This window comes from Streptomyces sp. NBC_00252, from assembly GCF_036187565.1.
Taxonomy (GTDB): domain Bacteria; phylum Actinomycetota; class Actinomycetes; order Streptomycetales; family Streptomycetaceae; genus Streptomyces.
This window is the reverse complement of the sequence record NZ_CP108087.1, coordinates 2,672,176-2,692,899: the sequence shown is the minus strand read 5'-3', so window position 1 is coordinate 2,692,899 and position 20,724 is coordinate 2,672,176. Positions and strand designations below refer to the sequence as shown.

Annotated in this window: 13 protein-coding genes; 9 read left to right on the top strand and 4 right to left on the bottom strand. The window is 71.7% G+C overall.

Features of this window, described 5'->3' with window-relative positions; genetic code table 11:
• Positions 1–63: 63 nt before the first annotated feature.
• Both OHT77_RS11430 and OHT77_RS11425 read right to left on the bottom strand, forming a co-directional pair.
• Positions 64–876 carry a PaaX family transcriptional regulator gene (locus tag OHT77_RS11430; protein ID WP_328828147.1) on the bottom strand — a complete coding sequence of 271 codons (813 nt, stop codon included), beginning with the start codon at positions 874–876 and terminating at the stop codon, positions 64–66.
• A gap of 122 nt (positions 877–998) precedes the next feature.
• The gene (locus OHT77_RS11425) at positions 999–1,199 is read right to left on the bottom strand and encodes a DUF5999 family protein (protein WP_328828146.1); all 201 of its coding nucleotides are present in this window, start codon (positions 1,197–1,199) and stop codon (positions 999–1,001) included.
• A gap of 295 nt (positions 1,200–1,494) precedes the next feature.
• On the opposite strand from OHT77_RS11425, the gene OHT77_RS11420 reads away from it, so the two are divergent.
• Positions 1,495–1,923: a DUF6299 family protein gene (locus tag OHT77_RS11420; RefSeq protein WP_328828145.1), complete on the top strand. Its 429-nt coding sequence runs from the start codon at positions 1,495–1,497 to the stop codon at positions 1,921–1,923.
• A 106-nt stretch (positions 1,924–2,029) separates the two neighbouring features.
• Here the strand turns inward: OHT77_RS11420 and OHT77_RS11415 are convergent, their stop codons facing one another.
• A complete protein-coding gene (locus OHT77_RS11415) occupies positions 2,030–3,616 on the bottom strand; it encodes a hypothetical protein (RefSeq protein WP_328828144.1) in 1,587 nt (528 codons plus the stop codon).
• 309 nt (positions 3,617–3,925) lie between these two features.
• On the opposite strand from OHT77_RS11415, the gene OHT77_RS11410 reads away from it, so the two are divergent.
• A complete protein-coding gene (locus OHT77_RS11410; RefSeq protein ID WP_328828143.1) occupies positions 3,926–7,270 on the top strand; it encodes a right-handed parallel beta-helix repeat-containing protein in 3,345 nt (1,114 codons plus the stop codon).
• Complete coding sequence (locus OHT77_RS11405; protein WP_328828142.1) at positions 7,267–8,565, top strand: S8 family serine peptidase; 1,299 nt, start codon at positions 7,267–7,269, stop codon at positions 8,563–8,565. Before OHT77_RS11410 ends, OHT77_RS11405 begins: the two co-directional genes overlap by 4 nt.
• 98 nt (positions 8,566–8,663) lie before the next feature.
• Here OHT77_RS11405 and eccCa read toward each other — a convergent pair whose 3' ends face one another.
• Positions 8,664–12,599, bottom strand: coding sequence for a type VII secretion protein EccCa (eccCa, locus tag OHT77_RS11400; RefSeq protein WP_328834213.1), 3,936 nt, complete (start codon positions 12,597–12,599; stop codon positions 8,664–8,666).
• Between the two features lie 318 nt (positions 12,600–12,917).
• On the opposite strand from eccCa, the gene eccD reads away from it, so the two are divergent.
• From eccD to OHT77_RS11370, 6 genes are all read left to right on the top strand, one after another.
• Positions 12,918–14,318 carry a type VII secretion integral membrane protein EccD gene (gene eccD / locus OHT77_RS11395; RefSeq protein WP_328828140.1) on the top strand — a complete coding sequence of 467 codons (1,401 nt, stop codon included), beginning with the start codon at positions 12,918–12,920 and terminating at the stop codon, positions 14,316–14,318.
• 54 nt (positions 14,319–14,372) lie between these two features.
• Positions 14,373–15,965 (top strand): type VII secretion protein EccB, encoded by a 1,593-nt coding sequence (gene eccB / locus OHT77_RS11390; protein ID WP_328828138.1) that lies wholly within the window; start codon positions 14,373–14,375, stop codon positions 15,963–15,965.
• Between the two features lie 221 nt (positions 15,966–16,186).
• Positions 16,187–16,525 carry a hypothetical protein gene (locus tag OHT77_RS11385; protein ID WP_033285066.1) on the top strand — a complete coding sequence of 113 codons (339 nt, stop codon included), beginning with the start codon at positions 16,187–16,189 and terminating at the stop codon, positions 16,523–16,525.
• Positions 16,526–16,585: 60 nt separating this feature from the next.
• Positions 16,586–16,909 (top strand): WXG100 family type VII secretion target, encoded by a 324-nt coding sequence (locus tag OHT77_RS11380; protein WP_133027746.1) that lies wholly within the window; start codon positions 16,586–16,588, stop codon positions 16,907–16,909.
• 119 nt (positions 16,910–17,028) lie between these two features.
• Entirely contained in the window at positions 17,029–17,478 is a 450-nt protein-coding gene (locus tag OHT77_RS11375; RefSeq protein WP_328828136.1) for a type VII secretion system-associated protein, read from the top strand.
• A gap of 97 nt (positions 17,479–17,575) precedes the next feature.
• Positions 17,576–20,677, top strand: coding sequence for an AAWKG family protein (locus OHT77_RS11370; protein WP_328828134.1), 3,102 nt, complete (start codon positions 17,576–17,578; stop codon positions 20,675–20,677).
• Positions 20,678–20,724 lie beyond the last annotated feature (47 nt).

The following is a 20,724-nucleotide window of genomic DNA, read 5'->3' as shown; positions in this document are numbered from 1 at the left end:
AGGCTAGGTAAGAACTCTGAGAGGACCTGCTGAGGAACCTGAAGTTTGGCTGAGTGACCGCCCTCACACGCCTGCGAAGACCGCCCCCGCGTCCCGCAGCCGCTCGTGCAGCGCCCGGAACACCTCGGCAGAGCGGACGCCGGGCCAGTCCCGGGGGAGCAGGCCCGCGGGCAGTCCGGGGTCGACGTAGGGGAGATGGCGCCAGGAGTCCAGGGCGAGGAGGTAGTCGCGGTACGCGTCCTCGGGCGGGGTGTCCGGGCGCTGCTCCCAGGCGTGCAGCACGCGCGCGTGGCGGTCGAGGAACGCCTGGTGCTGCGCGGCGATCGCGGGCAGGTCCCACCAGCGGGCCACGGCCTCGGCGGTCGGCGCGAAGCCCAGGTGCTCGCCGCGGAAGAAGTCCACGTACGGGTCGAGGTGCAGCCGGTGGAGGATGTGCCGGGTCTCCTCGTGGAGCCGGGCGGGCGCGATCCACACACCGGGGGCCGCGGTGCCGAAGCCGAGGCCGGACAGACGCGAGCGCAGGACGTGCCGCTTCTGGCGCTCCGACTCCGGTACGGAGAACACCGCGAGCACCCAGCCCTCGTCCTCCGGGGGAGTGCTCGCGTAGACGCGCCGGTCGCCGTCGTCGAGCAACTGCCGTGCCTCGGGCGAGAGTTCGTAGCCCGCGGCGCCCTGTGCGGTACGGGCGGGCAGGAGCAGTCCGCGCCGTTTGAGGCGGGACACGGAGGAGCGCACGGAGGGTGCGTCGACGCCGGCGGCGGCCAGGAGCCGGATCAGTTCCGCGACCGGGACCGGGCCGGGCACGAAGCGGCCGTACGCGCCGTAGAGCGTGACGATGAGAGACCGTGGAGCATGCTGGTCGGACACGTTGATCATCTTAGGCCGACGGCATCGCTGCTGGTCACCTCGGGTGCGCAAGCTGAACCTGCGCGGTGCGGGGGTGGCGGTGCCGCGGGCCGTGCCCGGCGGTCCCGCCGAGTCGCGGGGGAGCCGAACGGTCAGGCGGCGACGGCGAGTTGGTCCGCCGGCACCCGGTGCGGGGCGACGATCCGGCCGTCGGGGAGCAGGGCGCCGGTGTCGTCGAAGACGATCGCGCCGTCGCACAGCAGCGTCCAGCCCTGCTCGGGGTGGGCGGAGACGATGTGCGGGGTCTCGGTGCGGGTGTCGGTCACGGGGCACGAGGGCTGGTGGGAACACATGGCGTACCTCCACGTCGGATGCGATCCGTTCCGGCGGCTCCGTCACCGCCCGCATCGCATATACAGACCATCCTCCCGGCGCGAACTCATCGGAACAGCCCGCTGTGAAGCGTGACAACACGCGGACAACACTCGGACGGTTCCACGACGCTCGATGCGGAGCCGCCACCTGAGGAGCCCTGAGGAGTGACGATCGCATCGCCCGGTGCGGACTCGCCACCGAAGGAGTGAGGGTCACGGGAGTCGGGGCGCTCGCCCGGTACCAGTGGAGGCCCCAACTCCAGGAGGTATCCCCATGTCCCTGCGTTCCGTCCTCGGTACGGCGGCCGGTGCCGCGCTGCTCCTGCTGGCCGGCGCCCCCGCCGCGACCGCGTCCGCCGACTCCTACGAGGCGGTGACGGTCGACCCCACGGGCAGCATCGCCCCGGACGGCACCGTCACCCTCTCCGGCACCTACCGCTGTCTCGGCAACTCGGGCCCGGCGTACGTCAGTTCCTCCGTCTCCCAGGGCGACCCCGCGGTCCGGCACGGCATCGGCGGCACCCAGGCGGTCTGCGACGGCATGGAACACAGCTGGAAGAACTCCGGCAAGCCGTCCCACCCGGTCACCCCCGGCGCCGCCCACGTCGAGGCCACGGTGATGGAACTCTCCGCCGGCTCCGGCCTCCCGCTGCCCCGCTTCCACGCGGTGCAGCAGCAGGACATCACGCTCAGCGCGAGCTGAGCCCGTGGCGCGGTGCACGGGGTGACGAAGCCCTGGTGGCGCCCCTGCCTGCGCATGCCTCCGGCCCGTCCCCAAGTGGGGGCGGGCCGGAGGGAGTTGAGGGCGGTCAGTGGACGGTGTTGGTCGCCCAGATCGCGGTCGAACCGGAGTAGATCACCATGTTGCCGTCGCCCTGGAGCCGCAGGGTCGCGCCGTTGTGGCCGTCGGTCCGGCTGGCCCAGACGGGCCGGTTGTCGGCGGTGTAGACGACGAGGTTGCCGTCCGCCTGGAACACGGCGTGGAAGTTCGAGCCGAAGGTCATCGTGGCCCAACGGGCCTTGTTGTTCTCGTCGTAGAGCACGAAGTTGCCGTCGGCCTGCATGCGCAGCCGGGCCTTCTTCGCGTTGAGCGACTGGCCCGCCTTCAGCACCCGGGTGGCCGTGACGAGGACGTCCGACGGGTACGAGGTCGTGGACTTGGAGGTCGAACTCGTCCCGGACTTCGCCGTCGACTTCTTCGGCTTCGGTGTCGCGGCCGGCTTCTTCGACTTCTTGACCGCCGTCGGCTCGCTCACCGGCTGCGCGAGGGACGTCTTCGCCGGAGCCGGCTTGTGCGGGAGTGCCTTCGGCGAGGCCTTCAGGACGGACGCGGACGGGCTCGACGAGGCGTACGCCCCCGCCCCCTGCGTCGCGTCGCCGCCGCCGAGCACGGTGCCCGCCTGGTCCGCGACCACCCGGTCGTGGCTCTCCGGCGTCCGGTCCCGGCTCATCAGCAGCCCCGGTACGGCGATCAGCAGCGCGCCGAGCACCGCGGCACCGGCCAGCAGCGGCCGGCCGGGACGCCCCACCGACGCGGCGTGCGCGTCCGGGTCGGGGCCGTCGCCCTCGGGCACGCTCACGGCCAGCACCCCGGCGGGCGCCTCGGCCTCGGCCTCCTGCCGCGCGGCCCGAGCGGAAGCGGAACCCGCACCCGGTCCCGCCGGTTCCTCTGCGGTACGGCTCCCGGCGAGCGCAGCGGCTTCCACCGTGGCCCCGGCCGCCGAGCCAGCCTCCGGATTCGTGCCTGCGCTCGCCGCCGTGCCCGCCGGGTCTGTGCCCGCGCTTGCCGCCGTGCCTGCCGCGCTCGTGCCCGAGCCGGCTGCCGTGGCTGCTTCCGAGCCCGCGCCTACTGCCTTGCCCGCCGCGCCTGTTGACCCACTCGCGGTGCCCGCTTCCGAGCTCGCGCTCGCTGCCGCACCCGCGCCTGCCGCCGCGCTCGCCTCCGAGGCCGCGCCTGCTTCCGAGCCCGCGCTTGCAGCCGTACCCGCGCTCGCCGCCTTGCCCGCCGCCCCTGTTGACTCGCTCGCGGTGCCCGCTTCCGAGCTTGCTCGCGCTGCCGTACCCGCGCCTGCCGCCGCGCTCGCCTCCGAGGCCGCGCCTGCTTCCGAGGCCGCGCTTGCAGCCGTACCCGCGCTCGCCGCCTTGCCCGCCGCGCCTGCTGACTCGCTCGCGGTGCCCGCTTCCGAGCTCGCGCTCGCTGCCGCACCCGCGCCTGCCGCCGCGCTCGCCTCCGAGGCCGCGCCTGCTTCCGAGGCCGCGCTCGCCGCCTTGCCCGCCGCCGAGGGTGTCGCCGGTGCAGGTGTCGTCGGGTCCGCCGCCGCTTCGTCGGCCGGGGTGCCCGCCACCGATTTCTCTGCCGCCGTGTTCCGCGCGGCCGGTCCGGTCCGGTCTGTCATCCGCCCTGTCCGCCCTGTTCGCCCAGCAGTTCGTCGTACGTCCGTCCGCGCAATCCTATTCACCTCTGTTCACGCGCATGCACCAACGACGGTTCCTTTCACCGGAGTTAACAATCACCTCGCTTGCACCCCGCCGCTGGTACGCCTGTTGCGCGACAGCCCATAATTCGTCCTACGGCACGGTTGTGCCGCACCGCGCGCACCCCGGCCGGACGTCCCGCGTATCGGACCGGAGTGGGAACGCGCGTGCGGGGACGGCATGATGGGGTTGCCGCAACCGACAGGTGCCGACACGAGGAGGTCAGCTGAGTGCGCCAGGTACTGACGGTCTGTCCGGAGGGCACCGGGGACGCCCGGACGATCGGAGAGGCCCTGGCCAGGGCGCGCGGAGGCGCGGTGCTGAGTGTGCGCCCGGGAACGTACGAGGAGAACCTCGTCGTCACCACCCGGGTCACCATCGTCGCCGAACAGGCGCGCGGCACCGTCCGGTTGGCACCGCGCAAGGGCATCGTGATCTCGCTGCGCGTGGACGCGGTGATGCTGACCGACCTCGTGGTGCAGGGCCAGGACGAGGAACAGCCCGCCGTCGACGCCTCGCACGGGCAGGTCGCGATGCAGGGCTGCGACCTCTCCGGCGCCTCGTGGACGACCGTCCTCGCCCGCAACTCCGGTTCGCTCGCGATGCGTGAGTGCCGGGTCTCCAACCGCACCGGCGCCGGTGTCGTGGTCACCTCGTCCACCGAGAGCTCGCTGGAGTCCTGCACCTTCGAACACTTCGGCACCAGCGGCGTGGTGATCAGCGACCGCGGCCGGGCCACCCTGCGCGGCTGCACCGTGCGCGACGCGCGCGGCAACGGCGTGCTCGCCAACGGCGACGCCCAGGGCTCCGTGGAGGACTGCGACCTGGCGTCCACGGACAAGCCGTCGCTGGCACTCGAGGAGCGCAGCGCGGTGCGGGTGCTGCGGACCGTGATCCGTGACACCTCGATCGGGGTGCATGTGACCAGCGCCGCCCGCTGCGAGCTGGAGGAGGTCCGGGTCACCGGCAGCAGCGGCCCCGGCATCATCGTCTCGCACGGCTCCGACCCGGTGCTGCGCCGCTGCCGTACCGCCCGCAGCACGGGCAACGGCCTGCTGGTGACGGACCGTTCGCGCGGCACGTACGAGGACTGCTGGCTGACCGGCGCGCAGACGGCTGCGCTGCGGGTGGCCGGGGCGTCCTCGCCCACCCTGACCTCGCTGACCATCCGCGACGGCGAGTCCGACGGTGTCCTCCTCGAAGAGGACTCGGCGGCCGAGCTGGAGCGCGTGGAGATCATCGACGTCAAGGGCACCGGCGTGGTGATCCGCGGCAACGCCAACCCGCTGGTGCGGCGCGCCCGGATCACCGGGGCCGGCGGCTGCGGTGTGTCGGTGCGCGACGGCGGACGCGGCCGGGTCGAGGACTGCACGGTGGAGACACCGGGCGGTTCCGGCGCGGAGATCGCGGCGGGCGGCAACGTCTATCTCGCCGGGTTCCGGGTCAACAACCCCGGCGGCGCAGGTCTGGAGATCGGCGGCGAGGGCACGGCGGCGATCCGTGACGGCGAGCTGGTCTCGGCCGGCGGCTGCGGTGTGGTCGTGGACAGCGGCGGCGAGTTGACGGCGAACCGGGTGCGGACGGCGGCCGCCGCCGAGCACGGCTTCCTGGTCCGCGAGGGCGGCCGGGCCTCCCTGAACGGCTGCGAGGCCGCGGGCAACGACCGCGACGGCATCCGGGTCGAGTCCGAGGCGCCGGTCTCGGTCGTGGGCTGCACGGTCCGCGACAACAAGGGCGGCGGCCTCGTGCAGGCCAAGGCGGGCGGCCGGCTCGCGGTGGAGAACCTCATCAGCACCGGCAACGAGTCCCGCGACGCGTGGGGCTTCGGCGAGGCCGAGGGCACCGACCCGGCGGGCACCGTCCCGGCGTCGGAGGGCCCCGGCCGCCCCGACGGACCGATGGCCGCGCTGGAGGGCCTCATCGGCCTCGACAACGTCAAGGAACAGGTCCGCACCCTCGTCAACCTCACCCAGCTCGCGGCCCGCCGTGCCCAACTCGGCATGTCCGCCCCGCCGATGAGCCGCCACCTGGTCTTCGCGGGCCCGCCCGGTACCGGTAAGACGACCGTGGCCCGGCTCTACGGCACGATCCTCGCCGAGCTGGGCGCCCTGCGCTCCGGCCACCTGGTCGAGGTCTCCCGCGCCGACCTGGTCGCCCAGGTCATCGGCGGTACGGCCATCAAGACCACCGAGGCCTTCGAACGGGCCCTGGGCGGTGTCCTGTTCGTCGACGAGGCGTACACCCTCACCTCCGACTCCCGTGGATCCGGGGCCGACTTCGGCCGCGAGGCCGTGGACACGCTGCTGAAGCTGATGGAGGACCACCGCGAGGACGTGGTCGTCGTCGCGGCGGGCTACTCCGACGAGATGCGCAGCTTCCTCGGCTCCAACCCCGGTCTGGCGTCCCGCTTCTCGCGCACCGTCGAGTTCGAGAACTACTCGGTGCCGGAGCTGGTGGAGATCATGGAGAGCATGTGTGTGCGCCACCAGTACACGCTCGCCGACGAGACCCGCCACGCGCTCGCGGTGCACTTCGAGCGGATACCGAAGGACGCCGGTTTCGGCAACGGCCGTGCCGCGCGGCAGGTGTTCGAGGAGATGGTGGACCGGCAGGCGGTACGGCTGTCCGCGCTCACCGACGTCACCGAGCAGGACCTCTCCCTGCTGCTGCCGCAGGACATCAGCGAGGAGGCGGCCCGCACCGCCGCCGACGGACCGAACGCGGTCGACCCCGGCGACGACGCGCTCAGCAGGCTGGACGCGCTGGTCGGACTCCACGCGGTCAAGCGGGACGTCACCGACCTCGTCAACCTGGTCTCGACCGCCAAGCAGCGCGAGGCCGCCGGACTCCCGGTGCCCCGCCTCAGCCACCACCTCGTCTTCACCGGCCCGCCCGGCACCGGCAAGACCACGGTCGCCCGGCTCTACGGCGAACTCCTCGCGTCCCTGGGCGTGTTGCCGCGCGGCCAGCTCGTCGAGGTGTCCCGCGCCGATCTCGTCGGCCGCTACGTGGGCCACACCGCGCAGTTGACCCGCGAGGTCTTCGAACGGGCCCTGGGCGGTGTGCTGTTCGTCGACGAGGCGTACACCCTCACCCCGCGCGAGGCGTCCGGCAACGACTTCGGCCGGGAGGCCGTGGACACGCTGCTGAAGCTGATGGAGGACCACCGCGACAAGGTGGTCGTCATCGTCGCCGGCTACACCCAGGAGATGGAGACGTTCCTCGCCTCCAACCCGGGCCTGTCCTCCCGCTTCTCGCGCCGCGTCGAGTTCGCCGACTACTCCTCCGACGAGCTGGTCACGATCGTTCGCGAGCACGCTGTACAGCTCGGCTACGAGTGCGCGGCCGGACTCGGCCCGGTCCTGCGGCAGTACTTCGACTCGCTGCCCCGCGACCGGTCGTTCGGCAACGCGCGCACCGCCCGTCAGATCCTGGAGCGGATGATGACCCGACAGGCGGGCCGGCTCAGCAGGCTGGCCGTCCCCAGCCTCGACGACCTGCGGCTGCTGCTTCCCGAGGACCTCGCCGATCCGGCGGGCGCCTCCTCCACCTCCAGCGGGGCGGCCCGGGCATGACGACGACACACGGCAAGGCCCTCGCCGCCGGACTGGCCCTGCTCCTGACGGCCGGCGCGAGCGCCGTCGGTGCCGGGACCGCCACGGCGGCCGACGGCTCCACGGTCCAACTCCCCGTCCTCGCCTCGAAGTTGGCCGCCGACGCGGCCTGTACGACGGGCTCGGACCAGCGGGCCACCGACCTACCGTGGGAGCAGGTCTCCCTCCAGCTCGGCAGGACCTGGCAGTTCGCCTCCGGCGCCGGGGTGACCGTAGGCGTGGTCGACACCGGCGTCTCGTCCTCGGCACCCACGCTCAAGGGCCGGGTCACGGCGGTCGGCGACGCCGGGACCGACTGCGTGGGACACGGCACCTTCGTGGCCGGGCTGATCGGCGCGGCCGTAGCCGACGGTGTGCGGTTCGCCGGGGTCGCGCAACAGGCGCGGATCCTCGCGGTGCGGGGCAGCGACGCGCGGGGGTCGGTGACCGCGGACCGGGTCGCCGACGGCATCCGGGCCGCCGTGGACGGCGGCGCGAAGGTCGTCACCGTGTCGGCGGCGCTCGGCGGCGACTCCGGCGCGCTGCGGTCGGCGGTCGCGTACGCCGCGAAGAAGGACGTCCTGGTGGTCGCCGCCGCCGTACCGGACACCCCGGCCTCGGCGACGTCGGCGACCGACAGTCCGCCCGCCCGCGCCTACTACCCGGCCTCGGACAAGGGCGTGCTCTCCGTCCTCGACGTGGACGTCGACGGCAAGCGCCCGACCGGCGCATACACGACCAACAGCGCCGCCGTCGCCGCGCCCGGTGACGGTGTCGTCGGCATCGGCCCGGCGAAGAAGGGCCACTACATCGGCTCCGGGGCGTCCTTGGCCGCCGGTTTCGTGGCCGGTACGGCGGCCCTGGTCCGCTCCGTCCACCCCGACCTGACGGCCACCCAGACCGCGACCCTGCTGCGCACCTCGGCCTACCCGGCGGACGTCCCGCGCCTGGACCCGTACGCGGCCGTCACCTCGATCCTGAACGGCACGGCGGCGTCGTCCCGGGGCGACGACTCCGCCACCCCGGTCCATCTCCCCGCCGACAAGGCGGCCGGCCCGCTCCGCCGCGCCCTGTGGCCCGCGTCGGCGGGCCTCGCGGTCATCGTCGCGGTGGTGTGGCTGGGGCTGATCGTTCCCCGGGGGCGGCGCCTGGGCTGGCGTCCGTCGCGGGCGGCTGCCGAGGCCGGTCCGGCGGAGCCGGCGGGTACGGCCGAGCCCGAGGGCGCGGCGAGCCCGGTTCCGGTGGGCACGGGGGCACAGGGGACCCCGCAGCACTGACGGCAGACCGATCCTCGTAGGCACCGCATACAGCGTGAAACGGAACGGCCCCGGGTGACGAACAGTCGCCCGGGGCCGTTCCGTTCACTACCGGTCGCTCACTCCTCCGCGCCCGGCGCCGCCAGTGCCGTCTGGATGAGGGACGGCTTGCGGCGGACGATGTGGAGGGCTCGGCCCGGCGGGAGGACCCGGGGCTTCACGTTGCCGAAGACATAGCCCTCGGACGGGGAGCAGGACATCAGGACTCCCGGGGTGTTGACCTCGTCCAGGCGGCGCAGGAGCTGGTCGTTGAGACCGCGGCCGGCGCCGGTGGCGGAGCGGGCCACGACTACGTGGAGGCCCAACTCGTGGCCCAGGGCGAGGTGTTCGAAGAGCGGGGCGAAGGGGTGGTCCATGACCGTGCCGCCGCCGACCATGTCGTAGTCGTCGACCAGGACGAACAGGCGCGGGCCCGTCCACCAGTCGGCCTGGCGCATGCGGGCCGGGGTGATCTCCTGGCCGGGTACGCGGGTGCGCAGGGCCTTTGCCGAGCCGCCCACCAGTTGCTTCAGGGCCTCCAGGGCCACCGCGTGGCCGAGGCGGTACTCCTCGGGGACCGCGTCGACCAGGCCGCGACGGTAGTCGACGACCAGGATCCGGGCCTCGGCGGGGGAGTAGCGGGCGACGACCGAGTCCGCGACCAGCCGCAGGAGGTTGGTCTTGCCGCTCTCCGTGTCGCCGACGGCCACCAGGTGCGGGGTGCGGGAGAAGTCGTGCCAGACCGTGCCGAGGGTCTCCTCGTCCTGGCCGAGCGCGATCTTGAGGCTGACGCCGTCGCCGAGTTCGGGCTCGGGGAGTTCGGTGGCGGGCAGCCGGTGCGGCAGCATCCGGACCTGCGGGGCGCGCGGCCCGTGCCAGGCGGAGGCGATCCGGTCGACCAGGTCGGCGACGCCCTCGCTGAGCGTCTCCGGGTCGGTGGAGCCGTCACCGCGCGGCAGCGCCGACAGGAAGTGGAGCTTCGTCTCGACGGTCAGACCGCGGCCCGGGATCTGCGGTACCGCGCTCGCCTTGCGGATGTCCACGACGGAGTCCATCGTGTCGCCGAGCCGGAGTTCGAGCCGGGTCGCGGACTGGTCGCGCACCGGGGCGGTGAGTTCCAGCCAGCGGGCGGTCGCGACGATCAGGTGGATGCCGTAGTTGAGACCGCTGGTGGCGATCTGGTTGAACGTCGGGATGAACTGGTCGAAGTTCTGCCGGACCGCCGACCAGCCGTCGATCACCAGGAAGATGTCGCCGTGCGGTTCGTCGGGGAACTCCCCGGCGGCCCGGCGGCGCCGGTAGGTGGACATCGAGTCGATGCCGTTGTCGAGGAAGAACTGCTCGCGCTGGGTGAGGACGGCGGTGACCTCGGCGACCGTACGGCTGATCCGCTCGGTGTCGAGGCGGGCCGCGACCCCGCCGACGTGCGGCAGGCCGGTCAGCTGGGAGAGCGTGCCGCCGCCGAAGTCCAGGCAGTAGAACTGCACTTCGCGCGGGGTGTGGGTGAGCGCCAGCGCCATGATGAGGCTGCGCAGGACCGTGGACTTGCCGCTCTGCGAACCGCCCGCGACGGCGACATGGCCACCGGCCGCGGCGAGATCCACCACGAGCGGGTCGCGCCGCTGGTCGAAGGGCTTGTCGACGAGGCCGACCGGCACCCGCAGCTTCCCGGCACCGGCCCAGCGGGACGCCGTGAGACCCCGGTCGGGGTCCTCGGTGAGACCGCCGAGCAGCACGTCCAGCGGGGACGCGGTGTCCAGCGGCGGCAGCCACACCCGGTGGGCGGGCGGCCCGGAGTCGCGCAGCCGGTCAAGGGCCACCGCGAGCAGGCTCTCGGCGCTCTCCTCCGCCTCGGGCTCCGGCACGATCGCGGCCGGGGCGGGAGCGCGCGGCACGATGTACCCGGTCGACCAGGGCACCACCTGCGTGGCGACCCGGGCCTGCGCGACCGCTCCGCCGCGCCTGCGGTACGGGCCGGAGACGTAGGCGGCGCGGAACCGGGTGAGCGCCTCGATACCGGACTTGAGGTAGCCGCTGCCGGGCTGCGAGGGCAGTTCGTACGCGTCGGGGACACCGAGGACACCCCGGGACTCCATCGCGGAGAAGGTGCGCAGACCGATCCGGTACGAGAGGTGCGACTCCAGCTGGTGCATCCTGCCCTCGTCCAGGCGCTGCGAGGCGAGCAGCAGATGCACGCCGAGCGACCGGCCGAGGCGGCCGATCATCACGAACAGCTCCATGAACTCCCGGTGCGAGGCGAGGAGTTCGCTGAACTCGTCGACGACGACGAAGAGGCTGGGCAGCGGGGCGAGAGCGGCACCGCCGGCCCGCGCCCGCTCGTACTCCAGGGCCGAGGTGTAGTTGCCTGCGGACCTCAACAGCTCCTGGCGGCGGATGAGTTCACCGTGCAGCGCGTCCTGCATGCGCTCCACGAGGGCGGCTTCGTCGGCGAGGTTGGTGATGACGGCGGAGGTGTGCGGGAGTTCGTCGAGACCGAGGAAGGTCGCGCCGCCCTTGAAGTCCACCAGGACGAAGTTGAGTGTTTCGGAAGAGTTCGTGAGCGCGAGACCGAGGACCAGGGTGCGCAGCAGCTCCGACTTGCCGGAACCGGTCGCGCCGATCAGCATGCCGTGCGGGCCCATGCCGCCCTGCGCGGACTCCTTGATGTCCAGCTCGACCGGCCGCCCGTCCGCGCCGACGGCGACCGGGACGCGCAGCCGGGCGGAGCCGGTGTGCCGCCGCCAGATCGTGTCGGGGTCGAGCCGGTGCAGGTCGGCGATGCCGAGCAGGGTCGTCAACTCGGTGTCGTTCGAGAGCGGTTCGACCGCGTCGGAGGAGAGGCTCATCCGGTACGGCGCGATCAGCCGGGCCAGCGACTCGGCGGCGACCGGACCCACCCGGTCGGGGCGGCCGAGCACCGTGGACTGCTCCTTGCGGCTGCGGTCGGTGCGCACCAGGGAGACCGCGTGCGGGGCGACGTCGAGACGCAGGGTGGAGCGGCCGGGGCGCCAGGTGAGGCTGTCGGAGAGGTCGAGGACGACGGCGTTGCGGTAGCCGGGGCCGTCGAAGCGGTGCCCTGCCGGGATGGCCGCGCCGTCCACGATGACGACCACGAGCGGCTCGTCACGGCCGGGCACGGCGTCCGGGTCGAACGCGGGCCGCTCCGAGAACTCGCTGCCGAGCTGGTCCTCCAGGTCGGTGAACGCGGAGGCCACCATACGCAACGGACCGGCGCCGTCGGTCTCCTGGGGGTGCTGGTTGTGCGGCAGCCACTTCACCCACTCCCACTCGGCCCGCACCTCGTCACCGGCGCAGACCGCGATCCACAGCTCCTCCGGCGGGTGGAACAGGGCGAGTTGGGCCAGCGCGGCGCGCAGCATCCCGCGCGAGGCGTCGTGGTCGCCGTGCACCAACACCCGTGACCAGGACCGCAGATACAGCGCGATCGGCTGACCCGGCACGGTGCTGTAGGCACGGATGAAGCGGCGCAGGGCATGCGCGCACAGCGGCTCCAGGTCCTCAACGGGCTTGCTGGACACGGGCGTCAGCCGCATCGCGAGCTGCTGGTCGCCGACGGCTATCCGCACCTCGCCGAAGTCCTCGTCCTTGACCCGGCGCTCCCACAGCCGGGTGGTGCGCACCATGGCCCGCAGCACCCGTGGCTCGGGATGCCGCCAGGCCAGGGCGAGCTGCTGCTCCACCACGGCCCGCTGCACCGTACGGCGACTCTGCGCCAAGTACCGCAGATAGTCTCGGCGTTCACCGCGCAGCCGCTGCTTGCGGTCCCCGGCCTTCCGCATGACCTGGCCGACCATCATCGCACCGGCGGCCATCACCATCATGCCGAGCGCGATGTACATGAAGACGCCGCTGGACTGGCCGCCCGACCGCAGGAACAGCATCATCATCGAGACCGACATCATGGCCATCGGCAGATACGTCCACACCGCGGACGTGTCCGGGACGGTCTCCATGAGGGTCGGCGGTTCCTGGAGGACCAACTCGCCGGCCGGCATGTCGGGTCCGCGACGGCGGGCAGGGCGACGGAACAGGACCACGCTCAACGCTTGGGGCTCCTAACGGACTTCGCGCACCGCGGCGGCACGTGGGGGCGTGCACCGGAACCGGCCTCGGCACTGGCACGGTGGAAGACGCTGTCAACACCGTTCGTGGGGACTCCCGTTGACACGCGTCTCGGGGAGTGTCAGTAGTGTGCACCCCGTCAACTCCGTACGTCCATGTCACCCCCCGCTTCACACGCACCCCGTTCCCCCCACCCCCGCACGCCGCGCCGCGTGCCCCCGTTTCGATGTCCAGGAGACGTGAGCCCCGGTATGACCGACACTTCCGTGACCGGACTGTGCCACCTGACCGTGCGTGCCCCGGCCCGCACCATCGACCTCGCCGTGCCGTCCGACGTGCCGGTCGCCGACCTGCTGCCCACGGTGCTGCGGTACGCGGGGGAGGAGGCCGAGGAGACCGGTCTCGAACACGACGGCTGGGTCCTCCAGCGCCTCGGCGGCCGGCCCCTCGACGAGGAGGCGACCCTCGCCTCCCTCGGGCTGACCGACGGCGAGGCGCTCCATCTCCGGCCGCGCACCGAGGCGTTGCCCGAGGTACGCCTCGACGACCTGGTCGACGGCATCGCCGCGGTCACCCGGGACCGGCTGCACGGCTGGAGCCCCGAGGCGGCCCGTCGGCTGCTGCGCGGACTGCTCGCCGTGGCGGTCCTCACCGGCCTGGTCCTGCTGGCCCTGCCGGACGCCCCGGCGTCACTGCGCGCGGCCACCGCCGTGGGAACCGGCCTGCTGCTGCTGGCCGGTGCCGCCTCCGCCAGCCGGGCCGTCGACGACCCGGCGACCGGTGTGATCCTGGGGCTGCTCGCGTCTCCGGCGCTCGCGCTCGCGGGCTGGCTGGTGCCGGGCGGTGAGCTGAGCGGACCGCAGGCCCACCAGGTGCTCGGGGCACGGCTGTTGGGGGCGGCGGCGGCCTGGGCGGGCGGCGCGGTCCTCGCCCTCGCGGCCTCCGCGGCCCGCACCCCGCTCTTCCTCGCCTCGGCGCTTGTGGCGTTGGCCACAGCGGTCGGCGGGGTCCTGATGACGGTCTTCGACGTGCGTGTGGCGGCCGCCGCCGGTGTGGTCGCGGCGCTCACGGTGCTGCTCGGCGGTCTGGTGCCGGCGCTGTCGTTCAAGTTCGCCGGGATGCGCATGCCCGCGCTGCCCACCAACGCCGAGCAGCTCCAGGAGGGCATCGAGCCCTACCGGGGCAACGACGTCGCCGTGCGCACCGAGCTGGCCGGCGAGTGGATGACCGCCCTGTACGGCGCGACCGGCGTGCTCTCCTCGGCCTGTCTGGTGGCGCTGGCCCGCCGCCCGAGCCTCCCCGCGCTGCTGGTCGCGCTGGTCCTGTCGCTGCTGCTGCTCCTGCACGGCCGGGGCCTGGTGAACACCGCGCAGCGGCTGGTGCTGGTGCTGCCCGGCGCGTGGGGTCTGCTGCTGCTCGCGTTCGGCTGGGGCCTGCGGCTGTCCGGCACCGAGCGGACCCTGCTCGTCGCGGGCCTGCTCGCGGTGGCGGCGGCGCTCACGGTCGCGGTGTGGACCGTACCGGGACGGCGTCTGGTCCCGTACTGGGGGCGCGCGGCGGAGATCCTGCACTCGCTGCTGGCGATCGCGCTGCTGCCGCTGACCCTGTGGCTGCTGGGCGTCTTCGGCACCCTCCGCGGCCTCTTCGGCTGACCGCCCGCCAGGGCCGACCCGACCAGAACCTGAACGACCGAGCAGGAGGAAAGCGTGCGGTCGAAGCGCGACCAGGTGCAAGCGCACACGTTCATGATGGGCCGCCTGACCTCGGGCATGCTGCTCGCCGACCCGGACGCCCCGGAGAGCCCGCTGGGCCGTACCAGCCGGGGCGCGCTGGTCGGCGTGATCGTCGGCATCCTGTTCAGCGCGGGCGCGCTGGTCTTCGGGCTGCTCAGGCCCGGCGGCAACGACGCCTGGCGCAGCGGCGACACCCTGATCGTCAACAAGGACACCGGCGCCCGCTACCTGTATGCCGACGGCAGGCTGCGCCCGGTGCGCAACTACGCCTCGGCCGTGCTGATCGGCGGCGCCGACCTGAAGACCACGTCGGTCGGCTCGAAGTCGCTGGCGGGCACCCCGGTCGGCCGCCCGGTCGGCATCACCGGCGCCCCCGACTCCGTACCGGGCACCAGCGACCTGGAGAGCTCGCCGTGGGAGGTCTGCTCGACGGGCTCCGGCGTGCAGACGACCCTCGTGCCGGGCGCCCCGGTCGAGACGGACTCCGTCGGCGCGAAGTCGGCGCTGGTCGTCAAGGGCCCTGACAAACACACCTATCTGGTGTGGCAGGGCAGCCGCCTGGAGCTGGACGAGGCCTCGGGCGCGGCGGAGTCCCTCGGCTACGCGCCGGTGACCCCCCGCCCGGTGTCCGCCGCCTTCCTGGACGCCCTGGTGACCGGCCCCGACCTCGCCACCCCGAAGGTCGACGGCCGAGGCACGGCGGGACCCGAACTCGGCGGCCGGGCCACCCGCATCGGCCAGGTGTTCCGTGTCGTGGCGGGCTCCGGAAATCAGGAGTACCTCCTCCAGAAGGACGGCCTGCACCCGGTCACGGACACCCAGTCCGCCCTGCTGCTGGGCGATCCGGACACCCGCAAGAAGGCCTACGACGGCGGGGCGCCCAATGTCGCCACCATCGACGTGTCCGACCTGCGCGCCCACCAGGCACCGGGCTCGGCGGGCACCGACCCGTCGGTCGCCGGGCTGCCGGACACCCCGCCGAGCGCGCTGTCCCTGCCCGCCGGCGAGTCGGTGTGCGCCCAGGTCGACCCGGCCGACGGACAGGTGCGGGTGACGTCGGTACGGGTCGCGGAGTCCGCGCTGTTCCCGGCGGCCCAGGCCGACCCGACGGCGCTGACCGCGGCCTGTGTGACCGTGGACCGGGTGGTGGCACGGCCCGGACACGGCGCGCTGGTACGGGCGTTGGGCGCGGCCGGCGGCACGGTCGGCGACACCACGTTCCTGATCGGCGACGACGGCGTGAAGTACCGCATCCCGGACTCGAACGCGCTGGCCGCCCTCGGCTACGGCGGGGCCACAGCCGTGAAGGTGCCGTCCACGCTGCTGTCCATGCTGCCGACCGGCCCCGAACTCAGCGCCCAGGCGGCCTCGTCGGACTCGGGCACGGCGCCAGGGGCGCTGGGCGGAGCGTCGGCGCAGTGCGGCACCGGCGCCGGATCCGGGACCGGCGCGGGCCCCGGCGGAGCCATCGGCGCGAGGCTTCCGGCGATCGCCGGGAGCGTCCCGGCGGGCAAGGGGAGCGCTTCGGCAAGCGGCTCGGGGAGCGCGTCCGGTGCCTCGAACTGACGAAAACGCGCCGATGGAGATCGTGTTCACGCCAAAGTGGATCAGGGTCAGAACCGACGTCTGCGGAACAGCGTGTTCCGGTCAAGTTGCCTACCGGTAAAAGGCTTTGGACGGAAGTGGTAGGCAACCTCAGATCTTCCTCAGTTCGTTGCCAGCGTAACTTCCGTCAACCTAGGCTCACTTGTGCTCGTACTGTAGATCGACTTATGAAAGGTGGGACGATGGCTGGAGATGGCCAGCAGTCAAGCGAAGGTTCGACCCGGAACGGAATCCAGGCCCTGGAGAGCGCCTTCAGCGGCATCGTGAAGATCCGTCAGGACGTCGACAGCACCCGTTCCACCCTGGGCAGCGGCTACCAGGGCAGCGACGGCGGCCAGTACGGCCAGCTCCTCGCGCAGTGGGACGGCCAGTGCAACGTCATCCTCAAGAACCTCGAGGACGTCATCGACCGGCTGAACCAGAGCCTCGTGGAACACAACAAGACCCAGGGTTCCTCGAACGACTCCATCAACCAGGCGTACAACGCGGCGCAGTCGGCCTTCGACCAGCTCGCCGGCTGACCTAGCGGTCACGTCCGATCCCCACATCGCGCAAGACCCATCGCGTAAGAGAGGCAAGCTGTGGCAGACAACCTGTCCGACGGTGTCATCTACGTCAGCTACAACCACATGTCGAACGCCGCGGACGACATGGTGGCGCAGACCAAGGCGATCGCGCAGACGCTGTCCAACCTTGAGGCGGAGCTCAGCGAGCTCTCCAAGACCTGGTACGGCAACGACGCCGACACCTACCGCCAGAAGCAGGCGGCATGGGACGGCGCGGTGCAGAACATGGAGACGCTGCTCACCTCGCATTCGCAGCTCCTCAACGAGATCTCGAACAGCTACAAGTACAGCGAGAACTCGCTGAGCCAGATGTGGTCCGAGGTCACCATCGGCCGCTGATCCGGCCGGCTCCCACCGCACCGACCTGCCCCCTTCGTGGTCGGTGCGGTCCAGGCTCCTTCCCGTTCCGTCGCCGCGCCGTACGCCAGGGTCGGCGCGTTCCGCCCGCGGAGGCACCCATGGCAGACCTGACCCACCTCGACTCGACCGCGCTGAAGAACTTCAAGAACACCGACGTCGCCGACTTCATCAGCGATCTGGTGGCCATCCGCAAGGACAACGCGGGTGTCCGGTCCCTGAAGAACCTCGTCGCGGAGACCGGTGAGGGCTCGGCCGCGGGCCTCGCCAAGATCCTCCGGATCGGCCTGATGAACGGCGGCGACAGCAAGGACCCGGTCGGCGGCTCCACGCTCGTGGAATCCCTCAAGACGCAGGCGACCGCCCTGGACAAGATCCTCACCGGCCAGAAGACGCTCTTCGACGACATCGACGACGCCCTGGACGAGACGATCACCACCCTGCTGAAGACCCAGGGCGACAGCCTCGACTCGATCGACGGCGAGAAGCTGCTGGACATCTTCGACACCGTCGACGGCGACATGAGCGGCAGCGACTCCAAGACCACCTGAGCCCGGCGCGCGCCCGGCTCACATCTCCCCGGGCCGCGCCCCTCCCATTGCGCACCCTGTCCCCGCCCCCACATTCCCAGCAGGGGAGTTCCGCCCCATGGCCGAAAGCACCACCTCCGGGACCGCCAACTACGACCCGGACGACTACTTCGCACAGGCCGTCACCGACTTCACCGGCTACACGCTCCCGGCCCGGTCCACCCTGTTCGACAAGCTGAGCAGTTCGAGCAACGACGACTTCGGCAACCTCAAGCTGTTCCGGATGGACATCCAGGGCATCGACATGAGGTCGGTGACCGCGGCCGACTACTCGGCGATCGGCGGCTGGCAGGTCAACAAGGGCGAGGACTACGACCTGGCCTTCTACGACGCCGGCGGGGACGGCGCGCACAACAGCGTGAAGATGAAGAAGGCCCGCATCGTGATGATCGGCGTCACGGTCGACGAGAACGGCCGGGCCACGCTGTGGAGCGGCGGCGAGGTCACCGGCGGCGGCGCGTTCGAGGGCTCGTACTCGCATGTCCAGTGGGACTCGGGGCCGATGGCGCAGTACATCTCCGGCAGCAAGCTGGTCCTCGACCACCTGCTGGCGTCGCCGTACTCGACGCAGGGCTTCTCCTACAGCGGGCTGTCGGTCATCGACGACAACGCCGTCGACATGCTCTCCTTCGAGAACACCGGGCAGTCCTTCGACCGGGTGGTGCAGTTCTTCAAGGACCACTCGGACATCGTGGACAAGTGGATGACCTCGCTCGGCGAGGACCAGGCCTCCTGGAAGGGCAAGGCCGCCAGCCTCTTCTGGCATCTGCTGGACGAGCTGAAGACCAACTACAACGGCTACGTCTCGCAGTTGGGCGGCAGCGACTACACGCCGACCAACACCACCCTCGGCGGTTACGTCCCCAAGTCGAAGCTGAGCGACGCCCTGGCCGCCGCGCAGACGGCCCTGAAGGACGCGATCACCTCACTCCAGGCCGCCTGGACCGACTGGGCGTCGGACGGCCAGCACGACCCGCACTACCACGTGAAGAAGATCCTCGACGACATCAGTCAGTGGGTCATCAACAACAACATCAACCACGTGCTGTCGTCGCAGCACTCCACGTACAGCCAGTACGGCGGCGGCACCTACACCTCCTACTCGACCGACGCCAACTTCAAGCAGTCGGTGCCCGAGTACGGCGACCTCACCCAGCACACCACCTGGCAGAAGGTCGCCGACGCCGCCGTCAAGAGCTGGTCCGACCACGCGGACGCCAAGCTCAAGCAGCCGTCGATCGACGCGCTCAGCGCGGTGAAGAACGCCTGGGCCGACGTCCAGGACGCCTTCGACCAAGAGGTCACGAACAAGAACAACGAGACGCTCTCCGAGGTCCTCCAGAAGGAGGAGAACGAGATCGCCGAGCAGGAGGCGAAGGACAACAACGACAAGCTCAACGAGAACCTGAACAACCTCGACGACAACCTCAACAACCTCGGCGACAACTTCAACAACCTCAATGACAACCTGAACGACAACCTCAACAACCTGGGCGACAACCTCAACAACCTCAACGACGGTCTCAACGACAACCTGAACAACCTCGGGGACAACTTCAACAACCTCAACGACAACCTGAACGACGACCTCAACAACATCGGTGACGGGCTGAACAACAGCCTCAACAACCTGAACGACGACCTCGGCAACAGCCTGAACAACGTCGGCAACGGCCTCGACGACCTCAACAACGGCGACCTGCTGAACAACAACGGCAACGACCCGACCCAGCTCGCCAACTCCCTCCTGAACGGCGGCGGCCTCAATCCGCTCCTGACGAACAACGACCCCACCAAGAACGGCTCGACCACGCTGAACTCCCCGACCGGGGGCGAGACCCAGCTCAACGGCGACGGCAGCCTCACCACGACGTTCCCGGACGGTTCGACCCAGACCATCGACCCCTCGACCGGCCTGGTCACCACCACGAATCCGGACGGCACCACCTCGGTCTCCCAGCTCAACCCGGGCACCACCATCACCAACCCGGACGGCTCGACGACCACGCTCAACGACGACGGCACGCTCACCACGAAGTTCCCGGACGGCACGAGCCAGACCCTCAACCCGGACACCGGCCAGGTCACCACCACCAACCCGGACGGCACCGTCAGCACGTCGACGCTCAACCCGACCGACGGCTCCTTCACCACCCCGGACGGCTCGACGGCCCAGCTCAACGACGACGGCACGCTGACCACGAAGTTCCCGGACGGCTCCACCGAGACCCTCAACCCGGACACCGGTCAGATCCAGGTCACCGACCCCTCCGGCCACGTCACCACCTCGCACCTCGACCCGGGTGACACCTTCACCAACCCGGACGGCTCGACCACCACGCTGAACAACGACGGCACGCTGACCACCAAGTTCCCGGACGGCTCCACCCAGACCCTCAACCCGGACACCGGCCAGCTCACCACCACCGACCCGTCGGGCCACACGACCACCACCGACATCGACGGCAGCCGGCTCCCCTCGTCCTCGATCGACACCAGCGGCCTCAACGGCAACGGCATCGACACCAGCGGCATCGACACGAGCGGCCTGAACAACAACGGCAGCAGCCTCGACACCAGCGGCCTGAACAGCGGCGGCGGTCTCGACACCAGCAGCCTCAACGGCGGCGGCCTCAACACCACCGGCGGCGGCCTCGATTCGGGTCTCGACAGCGGCTACGACGACTACGACAGCACCCCCTACACCGGCGGCGCGCTCCGCTCCGACGCCCTCGACGGCAGCGCGCTCAACGCCGCCAGCCCGGCACAGGCATCCAGTGGCACCCCGCTCAACCCGATGGGGATGGGCGGCGGCATGGGCGGCATGGGCGGCGGCATGGGAGGCATGGGAGGCGGCGGCGGACAGGGCGGCGGCACCAGCGAACGCACCCGCGCCGTCCTCACCGACCCGTCCAACGGCACCACCCGGCGCGGCCGGGGCACCCGGGCGGCCTCCGTGGACGAGGACGAGGACGTCGTGTACACCCGGCCCACCACGTCCAGCGCCCCCTACCCGGTGGGCGGCCCCGGCGGCAACGGCGCCGGCCAGAACGGCCGCTCCACCGAGAGCGGCGACCGCGCCCGCGAGGCCTGGCTCACCGAGGACGAGGACGTCTGGGGCACGGACGAGGGCGGCGCCCCGGCGGTGATCGGCCGATGACGGAACGCGTACGAACGGTGAACGGCGGCCGGAACCACGGCCGTTGG

Bases quoted from the DNA above. Each gene is read 5' to 3' on its own strand.
- OHT77_RS11370 (WP_328828134.1), top strand. From the start codon at position 17,576: ATGGCCGAAAGCACCACCTCCGGGACCGCCAACTACGACCCGGACGAC.
- eccD (WP_328828140.1), top strand. From the start codon at position 12,918: ATGACCGACACTTCCGTGACCGGACTGTGCCACCTGACCGTGCGTGCC.
- OHT77_RS11430 (WP_328828147.1), bottom strand. From the start codon at position 876: ATGATCAACGTGTCCGACCAGCATGCTCCACGGTCTCTCATCGTCACG.
- OHT77_RS11375 (WP_328828136.1), top strand. From the start codon at position 17,029: ATGGCAGACCTGACCCACCTCGACTCGACCGCGCTGAAGAACTTCAAG.
- OHT77_RS11420 (WP_328828145.1), top strand. From the start codon at position 1,495: ATGTCCCTGCGTTCCGTCCTCGGTACGGCGGCCGGTGCCGCGCTGCTC.
- OHT77_RS11405 (WP_328828142.1), top strand. From the start codon at position 7,267: ATGACGACGACACACGGCAAGGCCCTCGCCGCCGGACTGGCCCTGCTC.
- eccCa (WP_328834213.1), bottom strand. From the start codon at position 12,599: ATGCCGGCCGGCGAGTTGGTCCTCCAGGAACCGCCGACCCTCATGGAG.
- OHT77_RS11425 (WP_328828146.1), bottom strand. From the start codon at position 1,199: ATGTGTTCCCACCAGCCCTCGTGCCCCGTGACCGACACCCGCACCGAG.
- OHT77_RS11415 (WP_328828144.1), bottom strand. From the start codon at position 3,616: ATGACAGACCGGACCGGACCGGCCGCGCGGAACACGGCGGCAGAGAAA.
- OHT77_RS11385 (WP_033285066.1), top strand. From the start codon at position 16,187: ATGGCTGGAGATGGCCAGCAGTCAAGCGAAGGTTCGACCCGGAACGGA.